Below are 14,503 nucleotides of genomic sequence, written 5' to 3'. Positions count from 1 at the left end.
TTGCACGTCCAGGACGGCGCGCACCGGCGCTCCGCCCGCGCCTGCGCCAGGCTGTCAGCCGCACCAAGTAGGCTGATATCCGACGTTCGCGCGCCGTCACGTGGAGGGGTTCATGACCGATCTGATCGATACGACCGAGATGTACCTTCGCACCATCCTGGAGCTGGAGGAGGACAACATCGTCCCCCTGCGTGCGCGCATCTCCGAGCGTCTCGGCCACTCCGGTCCGACCGTCTCGCAGACCGTCGGCCGCATGGAGCGCGATGGACTCGTCGTCGTCTCCGGCGACCGCCACCTGGAGCTCACCGACGACGGACGCCGCAAGGCCGTCCACGTCATGCGCAAGCACCGCCTCGCGGAGCGCCTGCTGAGCGACGTCATCGAGCTCGAGTGGGAGTACGTCCACGAAGAGGCGTGCCGCTGGGAGCACGTGATGAGCGAGCAGGTGGAGCGCAAGCTGCTCACCATGCTGGGCCATCCGACCGAGTCGCCGTACGGCAACCCGATCCCCGGTCTCGGCGAGCTGGGCGCCGTCGACTCGTCGCTTTCGACCGAGAACCTGATCAACCTGGTCGACGTCGTCCGCAGCAGCGATTCCGGGGTGACTGCCAGGATCCGGCGTCTGGGCGAGCCCGCCCAGGTCGACCCCGAGCTCCTCCTGCAGCTCAAGCAGGCGGGCGTTTTTCCGGGCTCGACCGGCACTTTCTCCGCCGCGGGCTCGTACGTCGCCGTGCAGATCGACGGGTTCGACACCGGGCTCGAACTGCCCAACGAACTCGCGGCGCACATCTTCGTCGACGCCTGAATCCCGTTACCGATTCGTTAAAAAGCGGCCAAAAAGATGTGACAAACGGGGTCTCGTCCCGTAGTCTCTTACGAGTCCGAACGGGCCACCACCCGGCCCATCAGGACCCTGGATCGAGACGCTCCACCCCCCTATACCCGTCTCTCGATCCGTGAAGCCGAAGCCACTCGTGCGGACGGGGGCAGCTCCCTAGTGCTGCCGGAGCGTTGGAGGTCACACTTTGGCAGACTCGAGCACGACCGGTCCCTCCCAGGACCGTTCGAACCCGGACCAGAGCAGCACGGACATCACTTCATCCCCTTCGACCCCTGTCTCCCGCCGCGCGCAGCGCGTGCAGCGTGAGGCCGCAGCGTCGTCCCGCACGGCATCGTCGCCGGCGCGCACGAACGGCCGCGCCGCCTCGACCGCCGTCCGCACGGCCACCGGCTCCACGGCTGCTCAGGCGAAGAAGAAGCGCAAGGGCGGATGGATCCTCAACGCCGGTGTCATCACCGTCGCCACCGGGATCATCGCGACCATGTCCCTCCCTGCTTTCGCTTTCAACCCGAACGACGCCGAGAGCGCGGGCTTCGGCCCCAGCGCCGCCGACTCGATGAAGAAGGCGCAGTCGCAGACCGTCGAGGTCGGCGGTGTGGCCGCGTCGACCGTCAACCGTGACGCCGCCTCCGCGACCACCGAGGAGCAGCTGGCCCAGCAGAAGGCCGCCGCCGCTGCGGTCGCCGCCGCCGAGGCCGCACGCCGTCAGGCCGCCGTCGAGCTGGCCACTTACGCGAGCAAGTCGACCGGCCCGTCGGTCTCCGACTTCCTCGCCAACCCGCCGTACCCGAGCTTCAGCCTCTCGCAGGTGTTCTCGGTGGCCCAGCAGTACATCGGCACCCCGTACGTGTACGGCGGCGCCAGCCCCGCGGGCTTCGACTGCTCCGGCTACGTGATGTACGTGTACGCCCAGTTCGGGATCTCCCTCCCGCACTCAGTGTCGGGTCAGGCCGCGATGGGTAAGCGCATCTCGATCGCCGACGCCCAGCCGGGCGACCTTGTGATCATGCCGGGCCACGACGGTTTCTACGCCGGCAACGGCAACATCATGGACGCCCCGGACACCGGCCGGTCGATCTCGATCCGCCCGATCTGGACCAGCGACTACTACATCGTCCGCTTGGGCATCTGAGCCCAGTCGGCATCCCCTCCGGACCGGACCTGAACGGTTTCCGTCCGGTGAACACTCCGCACCACAGCACCGGAACGGCGCGCCCCGAATAGGTGGCGCGCCGTTTCTGGGTTACCCTGGCGTTCTGACGCTGCGTCATGCAGCCGCAGAATCGGAGGATCCGATGGCCGGAACACGTTCCGCCGGGCCGCTGAGGGCGACCGGGTGGGACGAGCGCGGCCTTCCGACGGGATCGAGCATCACGCTCTCCCGCTGGGGTGACTTCCTCGCCTGCCGTCACCACGTCGAGGCCTGCCACCGCCACCATGTGGCGTGCCGCCACCATGCCGCCTCCTCCTTGGGCGCTGTCCGCACGGACAGTGCCCTTTTTGTTTGCCCGAGCACCCTCCCGTTTGTCCCGAAAGGCCGCAGATGAAGACTCTGGTTCTCAACGCCAGCTACGAGCCGCTCGGCGTGATCGCGACGCGACGCGCGATCATGCTGGTGCTGAGCGGCAAAGCGTCGACGATCGCCGGGAGCGGGGCGCAGCTGCACAGCCGCTCCCTGGTTCTGGATGCGCCAAGCGTCGTTCTCCTGAACCAGTTCATCAAGGTGCCCCACCGCCGCATCCCGTTGACCCGCAAGTCGGCCCTGGAGCGCTACGGCCACGTGTGCGCGTACTGCGGCAAGTACGGCGATACCCTCGACCACGTCATCCCGCGCGCCCGCGGCGGCACGCACACGTGGGACAACGTCGTCGTCGCCTGCTTCCGCTGCAACAACGTCAAGTCGGATCGTCTGCTCAGCGAGCTGGGCTGGAAGCTCCCCTTCGAGCTGAAGGAGCCGCACCTGAACATGGCGTCGCTGATCAGCATGCGCTGGAACGACCCCAACTGGGAGGAGTTCACGGAGCCGTGGCGCCGCCACGAGCTGCAACTCGCCGGGTGAGCACGCCTGCATGAAAGCGGGGGCCGAGGCGCGCGTCGACGGATACTGGGCCGAAGTCTTCGAGGTGGAGGTCGCCCGGATCTGGGAGCCGGGCATCCATACGACCTGGGCGCGCGACCCGTGGCCAGGGGTCTACGTCCTGGTCCGACCCGGTGTGGTGCGTCTTCGCGCCCCGGGCCGCGAACGGGCGAAGCTCGAGCCCATCCTCGACGCGGTTCCCGCCGAGGACGCGTTGGACGCGGGCCGCTGGCGAGTGGCTCTCGACGCGTTCTCTCCGCACGTGCTCGGGCCCGCCATCCACTCGTACCGCAGCGACCCCGTGGCGTCCGACCCCAGTGACATCGCGGTGGTCTCCGAGCGGGACGTCCGGCTGTTCGCAGACGAGGTCGGGGAGGGCGAGTTCGAGGAGTCGGGCCTGGCGGATGCGACCACGGTGTTCGGGATGCGGGAGAACGGTCGGCTCGTTGCTGCGGCCGGACTGAGCGTCTGGATGGCGGAGCCGTCGGACATCGGCGTGCTCACCCTCCCGAGTGCCCGGGGGAGAGGGTATGGCCGCCGGGTCGCCGCGGCGGCGGTGAACGAGGCGATAGAGCTGGCGGGCATCGCCCGCTGGAGGAGCCTGGCGAGCAACGCGGCCTCGCGTTCTCTGGCGCGGTCGCTCGGCTTCGAGGACCGCGGGGAGAACCTCGGGATCAGGCTGAGCCTCTAGCCATGAGCGGCGCGAACCCCAAGACAGGAGTTTCGCTGGTGCGCGTGCCGCACGCAGTCTCGCGGTGGGACACTCCCGTCATGGATATCGAGCAGTGGTGGCCCCAGCTGACTGAAGCGACGAGGGCGTGGCTGATCGCCAACAACGGGGATGCCGTTCCCGAGCCGATGGCGGATGAGATTGTCGCGGCCGGCGGGGTTCTGACCGCGGGCTCCGCGGAGGACGGCGATGGTGGCCCGGACGGCCTGTATCTCTCTGACGAGGAGACGGATTGGATCGAGACGGTCGCGAACGGCGAGGAGTGACTCAGTATCTCGGTGATCGGTTCTCGGCGGCGGGCGACGCAGGCGGTGCGGAGCGGCTTAACGACCGAAGCGGAAGGTCCTGTCGGAACCTTCCGTTCGGTGCCGGGGCCGGCAGCGGTGACCCCGGTCAACCCGCGGTGATCTTGCGGCGGTAGATGACCATCGCGAAGGCGTACGCGATGACGAGGATGCCGACGAGCCAGGCGAGGGCGATCCAGATGTCGCTGCCGACCGGCTGCTGCTCGAACAGCGCCCGGATGGTGTTGACGATGGACGTGACCGGCTGGTTCTCGGCGAACCAGGCGACCGGGCCGGGCATCGACGTGGTCGGAACGAACGCCGAGCTGATGAAGGGCAGGAAGATCAGCGGGTAGCTGAAGGCGCTGGCCCCATCCACTGTCTTCGCCGACAGTCCCGCGATGACCGCGAGCCAGGTGAGGGCGAGGGTGAAGAGGATGAGGATGCCGGCGACTCCGAGCCAGGCCCAGACCGACGCTCCCGTGCGGAAGCCCATGATCAGTGCGACGCCGATGACGATCGCCATGGAGACGATGTTGGCGACCACGGACGTGAGCACGTGCCCCCACAGCACGCTGCTGCGGGCGATCGGCATCGACTGGAACCGCTCGAAGATGCCGCCCTGCAGGTCGAGGAACAGCCGGTACGACGTGTACGCGACCCCGGAGGCGATCGTGATGAGCAGGATCCCGGGCAGCAGGTAGTTGACGTACGAGCTGCTGGAGCCGGTGTTGATCGCCCCACCGAGCACGTACACGAACAGCAGCATCAGGGCGATCGGCGTGACCGCGGTGGTGATGATGGTGTCGGGACTGCGGAGGATGTGGCGGAGCGAGCGCCCGGTGAGCACACCGGTGTCGCTGAGAACGGTGGCGGTCATCGTGCTTTCCTTCCTGTGGCGGCCGCGCCGTCGGTGCGGTCGGTGGTGGTGTCGGTGTCGGCGTTCTCGCCGCTGTCGTCTCCCGTGTCGCCGACGAGGGCGAGGAAGACCTCCTCGAGCGTCGGCTGCTTCTCGACGTATTCGACCTTCGCGGCCGGGAGCAGCCGCTTGAGCTCGTCGAGGGTGCCGTTCTGGATGATCGTCCCCTTGTGGAGGATGGCGATCCGGTCGGCGAGCTGCTCGGCCTCGTCCAGGTACTGCGTGGTGAGCAGCACCGTGGTGCCCTGCCCGGCGAGGCGCTTGACCGTGTCCCAGACTTCGATCCGCGCCTGCGGGTCGAGTCCGGTGGTCGGCTCGTCGAGGAAGATGATCGGCGGGTTGCCGATCAGGCTCATCGCGATGTCGAGCCGGCGCCGCATCCCACCGGAGTAGGTGGCGGCCTTGCGCTTGCCCGCGTCGGTGAGCGAGAAGCGGGCGAGGAGGTCGTCGGCGATGCCGGCCGGGTCCTTCAGGTGGCGGAGTTTGGCGATGAGGATGAGGTTCTCGCGTCCGCTGAGCACCTCATCCACCGCCGCGAACTGCCCGGTGAGGCTGATCGCGCCGCGGACGTCGCCCGGCTTGGCCGCCACATCCACCCCTTGCACGGTGGCGGTGCCGCTGTCGGCGCGGAGGAGGGTGCTGAGGATGCGGACCAGCGTCGTCTTGCCGGCCCCGTTGGAGCCGAGCAGGGCGAAGATGGTGCCCGCCTGCACGTCGAAGTCGACCCCGCGGAGCACTTCGATGTCTTTGAACGATTTCTGGATGCCGCGGACGCTGATCGCGGTTGCGCTCATTTCTTCTCCTCCTGTTCTGCCTCCTGGACCGCCTTGATGAGGCGGGCCCGCTCCTTGTCGATCCACTTCACGCCGCCGTACGACTCCGTGTAGGTCTCGGCGAAGTCGATGGGGTCGCCCCCGACGAGCTCGCTGATCGGCGTGCCGTCGATGGCGGCGCGCTCCCACATGTCGGCGAAATCGGTGAGCATCGTGACGAGCGTGTCGCCGTCGGTGATGCCGCCGTTGTACATGAAGTACCGCTCGAACGCCTTCGCGGCGCCGCGGTACGGCTCCGGCAGGGCCTGCACGCGGGCCTTGTACTGCCGGTACTGCTTCTTCTGTTCGAGGGATCCGGTGATCGTCTCGATCCACTTCGCTGCCATGATCAGTTGTCTCCTTCGTGGAGCTGTTCGATCCGCTCTGCGAGGAAGCTCCACGTCCTCCAGAACTCTTCGAGGTAGTCACGACCCCGGGCGTTGAGGGAGTACACCTTGCGGGGCGGACCCTTCTCGGATGGAACCTTCTCGACATCCACCAGCCCGCGCTGTTCGACCCGGACGAGGAGGGCGTAGATCGTGCCCTCCGCGATGTCGGCGAACCCCTGGTCGCGCAGCCATGCGGTGATCTCGTACCCGTATGCGGGCCGACGCGACAGGATGGCGAGCACGATGCCCTCGAGCGTCCCCTTGAGCATCTCGGTCTCTTGCTTGCCCATGGGACCCTCCTTCCTGCTTGCTAGTCAGTGTTGCTGATTACCGGTACATAGTAAGCATGAGTACCGGTAGATAGCAACACTGAATAGTGTTTTTTTTGAAAGGTGATGGCGTGGGGTTCGGTAGACTCGACGGGCCAGCCTCTGTAGCTCAATGGAAGAGCAGTTCCGTCCTAAGGAAACGGTTGGGGGTTCGAGTCCCTCCAGGGGCACTTGGAGTCCAATCAAGTCGCTGTTCAGGCCGCATTTTCACTGGACCCGTTCTGCGGGCAATGCACTTCTTGCCCACAATTGCCCACACGAGCGCCAAAGACTCAGCGGAACCTCTAGAGCAACACTGAGCTGGCAGAACGTTGATTTGCATCCCGTGTCCGAACTCCACGCGCCCGTCGCCCGTGCGTTTGAGCCCCAACCATCGCGCGCCGCTGCGGGTGGGTCTCACGCGAGCGTCTCTTGCGCAAACGTCTTCGCCCAACCCGAACCCGATTTACTCAGGCGACGCTCTCGTGAACGACCTGCTCACGAGGGCCGTCGCTGCTGTATGAATGAAGCGTGAGCGAAAGCATCGTCGATTGGCGTCAAGCGTTCCGTGACGCTGACGCACTTCCAGACAGCGCCTCTGCTCAAGAGAAAGCCGCGCGTGGACGCCAATTTGAGCGTCTCTTGAGCGCAATGTTCGATGAGGCAGACCTTCGACCGCGCCTCAGCTATAGGCCCACGGGAGAGGAAATCGACGGGTCGATCTGGTTCGAGGGCCGAACCATACTTATCGAGGCTAAATGGACGAGCGATCCGCAACCCGCGTCCAGCCTCTATCAATTCAAGGGCAAGGTTGATGGGAAGCTCGTGGGCACCCTCGGCCTCTTTATTAGTGTCGGTGGATACAGCCCTGACGCCGTCGACGCGTTGGTCGCTGGCAAAGAGTTGAATATCGTTCTCGCCGACGGTGATGACATCAGGACGCTCGTCGACTCGCGGCTGATGGTGGTTGAGGCCTTAACGCGAAAGCTACGTGCCGCCGGAGACTCTGGAACGCCTTTCTTGTCCCTGGAGGTCACGCCAGACATCGCGACGTCCCCGCTCGGAAATCGCGTGGTGGTTGTGGAGGGGCAGGTGGATGCCCGTTACCTACGAGCGGCCCAACGCCTGCTCGGTGCGCCGACGACGGTCAAAATTGTCGCAGCAGGCGGGCCTTCGAACATACCGCCGCTGCTGGAGTCCCTGGTCGAGTCGGGGGCCGCGCAGTCGATCTTAGTCGTCGTGGACGCGAACTGGGGGGCACCCACCCTCGAAGAGCTCAAACGCGAACTCCGATCTCGTAGTCATGTCTCAGGCGCAGAAATCCAACTCGTTGCGATTCGCCCGGATCTAGAGACTGCGCTCGGGTTGGCAGCGCCAGACCAATCGTTTGGCAGTCGCGACTGGCTACGAAAACCATCCTCCGAGCAGGTCACTCAGTTGCTGCGGGACGCAGACCTGCGGCATCGCGCCTCAAACGATCCTTTGCTCCATCAGGTGCTTGATGCAATCGGGATCGATCTAATTGGCTGAGGAGGTGTGGCGTCACCAACCACTATCCGCACTCGCGCCCGGTACCGTTGTCTGACGATCTCCACAAGGACGATTCCGGCGGTGCGCCTCCAGGCGCCCCGACAATTGACAGGATGCGAGTCGAGGCGAGATGAAGAAACTCAAGATAGAGCTCACCAACTGCCATGGCATTCATCAACTAGATTCCGAGATCAACTTCAAGGACGCTAGCGCCGCTGCAATCTACGCGCCGAACGGTCTCATGAAGACATCGTTCGCACGCACCTTCGGAGACCTCTCGCGTGGGGTGGAGTCTTCAGATCACTTGTTCCCCGAGCGCGCAAGCTCGCGGAAAATCACTGACCAAGACGGTGTAGCCATCGACCCCAGCCAGGTCGTCGTCATCGTGTCTTATGACGAGGAGATCGGCCCGACCGAAGAGACGTCGACGCTACTGGTCGACAAGGTCCTTCGCAACGAGTACGAGAAGTTGCAGCGGGGGATCAATGAGGCGCAGGCAAAGCTCGTCGCCGCCCTGAAGGTTCAGGCATCTACTAAGAAAGACGTAGTACGGGAGGTATCTCTCGCTTTCACGAGGGACGACCAGAGCTTCTTCCGTTCGCTGCTGCGCGTAGAGGAAGAACTTCAAGATGAGGAAGCACCCTACGCAGAACTGCCATACGACACGCTCTTCGACGATAAAGTACTTACTCTCCTCGCCACGAACGACTTTGCCGAGACTCTGGCCGACTACGTGCAACGATTCGAGGAGCTTCTCGACGCCTCGACCTACTTCAGTCGCAACACATTCAGCTATTACAACGCCGAAACTATCGCGAAGAGTCTGGGTGCCAACGGCTTCTTCGACGCCCACCATACGGTCATCCTCCATGACGGTTCGGAAGGTAAAGCCGTCCGTAGTCAGAAGGATTTGGTTGATCTGATCAACTTCGAGAAGGACCGGATCAGCGATGACCCCGCGCTTCGTAAGACGTTCGCCGCGATCGAAACTAAGCTCACGCGAAATGCAGAGGTTCGCCGCTTCTGGGACTTCATTTCTGAGAACCAGTCCATACTGCCTGAGCTCATCAACGTTGACCGGTTCAAAGAACGAGTGTGGAAGTCCTATCTCAAGGCAAATGAGGGACTCTACAGTGAGGCCGTTGCGTGCTTCCGGGGTGCTGAAGTCCGAAAGAAGGAGATTCAGGCGGCAGCGGCGGCACAGCGAGGCCAATGGGAAGAAGTCATCGAGATCTTTAACCGGCGGTTCTTCGTTCCGTTCACCCTCGCAGCAAAGAACCGCACCAACGTCGTGCTCGGCCTCGACACAGTGGCGAAGCTCGGCTTCGAGTTCGAGGACCAAGGCGATAGCGTCGAAGTGGAGCGCGACGATCTCCTCGAGGTGCTCAGTACCGGCGAGAAGAAGGCTCTATACATCCTGAATGTTCTGTTCGAAGTCGAGCGGCGCAAGAATCAACCGGGAGAGACGATTTTCATCGTGGATGACATCGCCGACTCGTTCGACTACAAGAACAAGTACGCGATCATCCAGTATCTAAAGGACATCGCGGACGTCGCCAACTTTCGACTGGTGGTGCTAACGCACAACTTTGACTTCTATAGAACGCTCGAAAGTCGTTTTGTCCCGTACAACCAGTGCTTGATGGCCCAGAAGACCGAGGAAGGTGTCGCCCTCGTCAAGGCTGCAGGCATCAAGAATCCGTTTATCAAGGACTTCAAACCCAACTTCTTTGTCGACGCGAGCAAGCGGGTCGCCGCCATCCCGTTCATCCGCAACCTGCTGGAGTACACCCGTGGGGAGGAAGACCCCGACTACGTAAAGCTCACGTCACTCCTGCACTGGAAAGCCGACACGGCATCGATCACTCAGGCGGACCTCGACGCCATCTTCAATAAGCTGTTCGGCACATTCGAGCAATGGCACGACCAGGCCGGTGCCGTCATCCAGATGGTCATGGAACAGGCCGACGCCTGTGTCGGCGACAGCACCAGCTTGAACCTGTCGAACAAGATCGCACTTTCGATCGCCATTCGCATTACGGCTGAGAAGCACATGGTCGAAGCGATCAACGATCCGGAGTTTCTCGCCGCAGTGCGTGCAAATCAGACGCCGCAGCTTCTGGCGCGATACAAGAAGGACTTTCCCTCTGAAGTGCTCGCGATCAGGACCATCGATGGTGTCGTCCTAATGACACCTGAACACATCCACGTGAACTCCTTTATGTACGAGCCGATCCTAGACATGTCGGACGAACACCTCGTGCGGTTGCTCACCGAGGTCAAGGCGCTCGATTCACAATGAGCGCGGCCGCTTAACTCCACACCGTTCCGTTTGTTGCTCATCCTTGATTGTCATCGCGCATGGTTTCTTGGATTCCCATTCCCTCGTCGGAGAATTCCTTTGGCTCCCTCGATACGCAGATGGTTGAAGCGATCTAGATCTGGTCGAGCGCGCGGTAGAGATCCTCACGGTGCGCGTCTGCATTCGGCCCGACATCGAAGAACACCAGATGGCAGACAGGGTCGAACTCCTTGACGTGGAGGGGGCCCGGATACGCGTCGCCAGCCGCCAGGGAGATCGGGTATAGGAGAGCTACTTTTTCGGTTCTCAAGCCCGAGTGACGTGCGTATGCGACTACCTGGTAGATGTCGGCCCGTCGTACGCGAATGCGTTGTCCACGCGCTGGTGTGAGGTCAATTGTCTCGTCATTTATTGGACTGGCGGCGGGTATGACGTTCTTGTACTTGGCATCGAGGACAAGCTCGACGCCATCCGCGCGCCGTACGACATAGTCGGGTTTCACTGGCGTTGACCCGTTGACGGCTCCGTCGGTGCTGAGAAGGGTAGCGCGGTGGCGGCCGCGCACCCGAGACGCACCGGGCCACGCGTCAAGCACGTTGCCCAGTGCTTGTTCGTACAGACCATTGAGTGACCACATGATGGCGTCTTGAGCGTGGCCGCCGATCTCGGTGGATACGTACGCGCCTTCCAGAAGGGCGGTGGTAAATTTCACGATCGGCCCATAGTGGCGAAGGGGGCCGGAAAGGTTGAAGCGGTGCGCGTCCTCCGGACGAGCAGGCACATCCCCCACTCCAGCGAACAACGACAGAGCACGACGGGTTAGCTCATCGAGCGATAAGCGGGCATTCTCAAGTGGAACACTGCGTGAGAGCACTGCCACATGGCGCAGCCCGGCCTTCAAATAGCGGTTGGCGTGGGTGTCTTGCGAGGGTTCGGTGAAACGAGCGGGAATTACGTGCGGCCGTCCCTGAGCAACAGACCGGCTTAGGTACCGTGCGACGTCGATCCGACCGCGCACGCGGCCAACTAGGTCTTCTTCGCGAACCACATAGCCCCGACGAAGCCAGCGCGTTGCAAACGTCAGAACTTCGGCGACGTACCAGCCGAGCAAGCAAGCGGCCGGCTCGGATCGCAGCGCCGCGAGGTTCGCCCTCGCGTCCTTGAGCTTCTTGCCAACGCTCTGGGTTCCGTAGGCCCAATCGGCGAGGAAGAAGAGGTCGAGTCCGTCGATTTTCGGACTGACCCGGAGATGGACGGGATCTCCGTGGATGTTGAGCCGCGCTATGCCTGTGAAGTCGCTGGCCCGTACCAGCCAATCGGCGTCCCCAGGCGTCTTCTGGAATGACAGGTTGAGGTCCTGCCAGCGGTCGGACGCGATGGAAGCAACGAGTGCGTCCGTGGCGCGAACCGTTGATTGTTCGACAATTTCCAGAATCGGTTTGCCGACAAACCAATCCGCAGCCTTAGTGTGGTCACTCATTGCCGAGAGGTTCAGCCTCAATTGGCTCCGCCTCGGTGAGCCACAGCAACAGGGCGTCTTCAACTGCCTCCTGCTTGTCCGTATTGCCCACGACACCGACGGTGCTCAGCGCGGAGGCGAGTTTGGTCGCGTCGACAAGCCCCTCCGCCGCGTACTCATTAAGCAGGGGGACGACCTCGTACGCGAACCTTCGCGCCACGGAGCTAAGAGAGTCCGCTTCCGTTACGGCGTCGCCCGAGGGCAGGAAGTACGAGTGACCGACCGCGAGTGCGACATTGTTATCGGCCGGCGTGAATAACCCTGAAACGGCATCAAACAGGTGTCGAGCCGCGTCTCGATCAGTGGTGCCACGCCAGGCAGCGTTGTCGATGACGGCGCCATCTGGTTCTAGGTCAATGAAAGTGAACCTCCGTCGCAGGGCGTAATCGATGAGCGCTATCGAGCGGTCGGCGGTGTTCATGGTCCCAAGCAAAATGAGATTCGAGGGGAGGGTCATGGAGGCGTCGCCATCCACCGTGTAGGGCGTGCGAACCGGGGAATCACGGTACTCGAGGGCATAAAGAAGCTCCCCGAATACCCTCGCGATGTCTGCCCGGTTAACTTCGTCGACGATGAGTATCACGTCGCAGTCGCTCCCGGACTCACGCAACTCAACAGCGACCGCAGCGAGAAAGCTAAGCACTCGGTGCTCGGCGCGGAAAGTAACGCCGTTGGCGGTCGGCGCTGGTGCGAGGGTTCGGACGAAGTCTTCGTACCCGTAGCTGGGGTGGAACTGCGCAATGTCCCAAACTGCGGTGAGTCCCTGTCGGATGGCTGCCTGCGCGACGTCAGACGGGTTGCGCTCATTTGCTGGCAGGGTTGCAAGGATGGCCGAGAGGTTCGAATCGTTGCCGCGTCCAGCGGATGCCCACTCGACGTAGCGCTTGGCGATATAGGTCTTGCCGGTACCGGGTGCGCCCTGCAAAACGACCTGCTTTCTCCGACGCGCTTCCTCATGCAGCACGCGCAAGCCGGGTGGGAGTGCATCCCGCGATGACAGGGACGTGGTCACGCGGGGATGCGCCGCTGCGCGGAACTCGTCCTTGGTCAGTCCGAACCAACGGTTCGTTTTCCATAGAAGGGCGAGCTCGACCGAGTCTCCCCGCTTCGCGACCACTTTGCTTACCTGGCCACGGATGCGCTCCTCGAGGAATTCGACCACAGCAGGCACAAACTGCGCCGTGGGCAGGAAACGGGTCGCTTGCACAATCGTCGAACCAAAGCGCTGGGGTTGGAAGAGAGGGACAGCGGCGGCCTGGTTCATAAGCGACGAGGCTGCTTTACGAGCCTGCGCTCCGACTCCAAGGCGTTCGAACGCCTGCTCGACGACATCCGTCGAGAAACCGGCTGGATCAAATGTCCCGTCCACGCCAGCTAGGGTGTCTTCCACCACCTCGGCAATTCGGGGTTCTGCGAAAACGCGGGCCGCCCAGGCCAGTGCGTTAGCGGTGTCCGTGTCGCCGGCGCGTGCGGCCCGGAGCCATGCGTCGTCCGCAAGCACCCCGTTATTGAAGGTGAACATGCTCTCGATCCAGCTCGAGGCTGACTCCGCGCTGTTGGCGTCGGCAATATCCATCACCTGCTGCAGGGTCATTCCGGGCGTGATCGCCCCCGCGGTGGTCGTCAGACTCGCGAGGGTTGTGTTCCGTGTCAGGGACATATGTTCAAGGCCGACATCCATGGGCTGATGCTATCGGTGGCTTGTCGGGCGTCGTGGATTGCGACATACGCGGCGTCCGGCGCATACAAGGTCGGAGGCAAGATCTAAAGTAGGGTCATTCCCAAGATCCAAGTTGGAGACCGCACTGTGACATCGATCGTCGAGCCGACTCGCGCTCGCCAGAGAACCATCGCACCGCTTCGTCAGGAGCAAGCACCCCCGCCGCTACCGACGGTCGAAGGCGGGTTCAAGACTGTCTACGCCGACCCGCCGTGGCAATTCCAAAATAGGACCGGTAAGGTCGCCCCCGAGCACCGGCGCCTCGACCGCTACTCGACGATGACGCTCGATTCGATCAAGGCGCTGCCGGTCGCAGATCACGTCGCGAAGAACGCGCACCTCTACCTGTGGGTACCGAACGCGCTCCTCCCGGATGGCCTCGCCGTCATGGAGTCGTGGGGGTTTCGCTACATCAGCAACATCATCTGGGCCAAGCGACGTAAGGATGGTGGTCCGGACGGCCGGGGAGTGGGTTTCTATTTTCGGAACGTCACCGAAATTCTGCTTTTCGGAGTGCGTGGCTCTATGCGCACATTGGCCCCGGCGCGTTCGCAGGTGAACATGGTTGAGACCCGAAAGCGCGAGCACAGCCGCAAGCCGGATGAGTTCTACCCTCTCATCGAGGCGTGCTCGCCTGGGCCGTTCCTTGAGATGTTCGCTCGCCGCGCGCAACCAGGGTGGCATGTGTTTGGGGACGAAGCGCCGGACGAAGTCGACCCGCGAGGGCGTGAGCAGAAGGGGTACAGCGGAGGCGAGATAGATCGTGCCTGGCTACCCGATCAGGCACCGAAACTCGCACCACACCAGCGCATCGACGGCGAAGCGGCGGACGAGCTCGCAAAGCTTGTGCGGGCGTTTTACGACTCCGGCCAAAGCATTCGCGATATTGCGTCAACGACCGGGTACAGCATCCAGCGCGTGCGCACGCTACTTCAGCACGCCGGTGCGGACCTGAGAGCTCGCGGCGGGACACACGGATAGCCCGACAGGGAAGCAAGCCATCGCAAAGGTGTGCCGAAAGGTCCCGTGCCCATTGCCGCAGGCGGGCCCGCCTGCGGCAATGGGTACTAAG

General features: G+C 63.2%; 14 protein-coding genes and 1 tRNA gene. 9 read left to right on the top strand and 6 right to left on the bottom strand.

Going from position 1 to position 14,503, the window contains the following annotated elements; translation table 11 throughout:
• The first annotated feature begins 112 nt into the window (after positions 1–112).
• From ABIC47_RS00970 to ABIC47_RS00950, 5 genes are all read left to right on the top strand, one after another.
• Complete coding sequence (locus tag ABIC47_RS00970) at positions 113–805, top strand: iron-dependent transcriptional repressor DtxR (protein ID WP_018191744.1); 693 nt, start codon at positions 113–115, stop codon at positions 803–805.
• A 331-nt stretch (positions 806–1,136) separates the two neighbouring features.
• Entirely contained in the window at positions 1,137–1,973 is an 837-nt protein-coding gene (locus ABIC47_RS00965) for a C40 family peptidase (protein ID WP_354476478.1), read from the top strand.
• Between the two features lie 411 nt (positions 1,974–2,384).
• The gene (locus ABIC47_RS00960; protein WP_018191742.1) at positions 2,385–2,900 is read left to right on the top strand and encodes an HNH endonuclease; all 516 of its coding nucleotides are present in this window, start codon (positions 2,385–2,387) and stop codon (positions 2,898–2,900) included.
• A gap of 10 nt (positions 2,901–2,910) precedes the next feature.
• Positions 2,911–3,609 (top strand): GNAT family N-acetyltransferase, encoded by a 699-nt coding sequence (locus tag ABIC47_RS00955; protein WP_354476476.1) that lies wholly within the window; start codon positions 2,911–2,913, stop codon positions 3,607–3,609.
• 2 nt (positions 3,610–3,611) lie between these two features.
• Complete coding sequence (locus tag ABIC47_RS00950; protein ID WP_354476474.1) at positions 3,612–3,914, top strand: hypothetical protein; 303 nt, start codon at positions 3,612–3,614, stop codon at positions 3,912–3,914.
• 127 nt (positions 3,915–4,041) lie between these two features.
• On the opposite strand, the gene ABIC47_RS00945 is transcribed toward ABIC47_RS00950, so the two are convergent.
• The 4 genes from ABIC47_RS00945 to ABIC47_RS00930 are packed head-to-tail and all read right to left on the bottom strand — an operon-like array spanning position 4,042 to position 6,342.
• On the bottom strand, positions 4,042–4,812 hold the full coding sequence (locus tag ABIC47_RS00945; protein ID WP_018191739.1) for an ABC transporter permease: 771 nt from the start codon (positions 4,810–4,812) through the stop codon (positions 4,042–4,044).
• Entirely contained in the window at positions 4,809–5,645 is an 837-nt protein-coding gene (locus ABIC47_RS00940; RefSeq protein ID WP_354476472.1) for an ABC transporter ATP-binding protein, read from the bottom strand. Before ABIC47_RS00940 ends, ABIC47_RS00945 begins: the two co-directional genes overlap by 4 nt.
• On the bottom strand, positions 5,642–6,010 hold the full coding sequence (locus tag ABIC47_RS00935; RefSeq protein WP_020077086.1) for a DUF1048 domain-containing protein: 369 nt from the start codon (positions 6,008–6,010) through the stop codon (positions 5,642–5,644). The genes ABIC47_RS00940 and ABIC47_RS00935 overlap by 4 nt, the downstream gene beginning before the upstream one ends.
• A gap of 2 nt (positions 6,011–6,012) precedes the next feature.
• Positions 6,013–6,342 carry a PadR family transcriptional regulator gene (locus ABIC47_RS00930; protein WP_020077087.1) on the bottom strand — a complete coding sequence of 110 codons (330 nt, stop codon included), beginning with the start codon at positions 6,340–6,342 and terminating at the stop codon, positions 6,013–6,015.
• Between the two features lie 137 nt (positions 6,343–6,479).
• Between ABIC47_RS00930 and ABIC47_RS00925 the strand changes: the two genes are divergently transcribed.
• From ABIC47_RS00925 to ABIC47_RS00915, 3 genes are all read left to right on the top strand, one after another.
• Positions 6,480–6,551 (top strand) — tRNA-Arg (locus tag ABIC47_RS00925).
• Positions 6,552–6,891: 340 nt separating this feature from the next.
• Positions 6,892–7,890 carry a restriction endonuclease gene (locus tag ABIC47_RS00920; protein WP_354476470.1) on the top strand — a complete coding sequence of 333 codons (999 nt, stop codon included), beginning with the start codon at positions 6,892–6,894 and terminating at the stop codon, positions 7,888–7,890.
• A 130-nt stretch (positions 7,891–8,020) separates the two neighbouring features.
• On the top strand, positions 8,021–10,192 hold the full coding sequence (locus ABIC47_RS00915) for an AAA family ATPase (RefSeq protein WP_354476468.1): 2,172 nt from the start codon (positions 8,021–8,023) through the stop codon (positions 10,190–10,192).
• A 133-nt stretch (positions 10,193–10,325) separates the two neighbouring features.
• Here the strand turns inward: ABIC47_RS00915 and ABIC47_RS00910 are convergent, their stop codons facing one another.
• Together ABIC47_RS00910 and ABIC47_RS00905 are read right to left on the bottom strand one after the other, a co-directional pair.
• A complete protein-coding gene (locus ABIC47_RS00910) occupies positions 10,326–11,672 on the bottom strand; it encodes a 5-methylcytosine restriction system specificity protein McrC (protein WP_354476466.1) in 1,347 nt (448 codons plus the stop codon).
• Entirely contained in the window at positions 11,665–13,392 is a 1,728-nt protein-coding gene (locus ABIC47_RS00905; RefSeq protein ID WP_354476464.1) for an AAA family ATPase, read from the bottom strand. Before ABIC47_RS00905 ends, ABIC47_RS00910 begins: the two co-directional genes overlap by 8 nt.
• 126 nt (positions 13,393–13,518) lie before the next feature.
• On the opposite strand from ABIC47_RS00905, the gene ABIC47_RS00900 reads away from it, so the two are divergent.
• Positions 13,519–14,412 (top strand): MT-A70 family methyltransferase, encoded by an 894-nt coding sequence (locus tag ABIC47_RS00900; protein ID WP_354476462.1) that lies wholly within the window; start codon positions 13,519–13,521, stop codon positions 14,410–14,412.
• Positions 14,413–14,503 lie beyond the last annotated feature (91 nt).

Source organism: Leifsonia sp. 563 (assembly GCF_040545055.1).
Classification (GTDB): Bacteria; Actinomycetota; Actinomycetes; order Actinomycetales; family Microbacteriaceae; genus Leifsonia.
This window is presented reverse-complemented; position numbering and strand designations above follow the sequence as displayed.

What these genes read in the sequence shown, in the direction of transcription:
- ABIC47_RS00970 (WP_018191744.1), top strand. Translation starts at nt 113, where the DNA reads ATGACCGATCTGATCGATACGACCGAGATGTACCTTCGCACCATCCTG.
- ABIC47_RS00960 (WP_018191742.1), top strand. Translation starts at nt 2,385, where the DNA reads ATGAAGACTCTGGTTCTCAACGCCAGCTACGAGCCGCTCGGCGTGATC.
- ABIC47_RS00955 (WP_354476476.1), top strand. Translation starts at nt 2,911, where the DNA reads ATGAAAGCGGGGGCCGAGGCGCGCGTCGACGGATACTGGGCCGAAGTC.
- ABIC47_RS00950 (WP_354476474.1), top strand. Translation starts at nt 3,612, where the DNA reads ATGAGCGGCGCGAACCCCAAGACAGGAGTTTCGCTGGTGCGCGTGCCG.
- ABIC47_RS00945 (WP_018191739.1), bottom strand. Translation starts at nt 4,812, where the DNA reads ATGACCGCCACCGTTCTCAGCGACACCGGTGTGCTCACCGGGCGCTCG.
- ABIC47_RS00940 (WP_354476472.1), bottom strand. Translation starts at nt 5,645, where the DNA reads ATGAGCGCAACCGCGATCAGCGTCCGCGGCATCCAGAAATCGTTCAAA.
- ABIC47_RS00935 (WP_020077086.1), bottom strand. Translation starts at nt 6,010, where the DNA reads ATGGCAGCGAAGTGGATCGAGACGATCACCGGATCCCTCGAACAGAAG.
- ABIC47_RS00930 (WP_020077087.1), bottom strand. Translation starts at nt 6,342, where the DNA reads ATGGGCAAGCAAGAGACCGAGATGCTCAAGGGGACGCTCGAGGGCATC.
- ABIC47_RS00915 (WP_354476468.1), top strand. Translation starts at nt 8,021, where the DNA reads ATGAAGAAACTCAAGATAGAGCTCACCAACTGCCATGGCATTCATCAA.
- ABIC47_RS00910 (WP_354476466.1), bottom strand. Translation starts at nt 11,672, where the DNA reads ATGAGTGACCACACTAAGGCTGCGGATTGGTTTGTCGGCAAACCGATT.
- ABIC47_RS00905 (WP_354476464.1), bottom strand. Translation starts at nt 13,392, where the DNA reads ATGGATGTCGGCCTTGAACATATGTCCCTGACACGGAACACAACCCTC.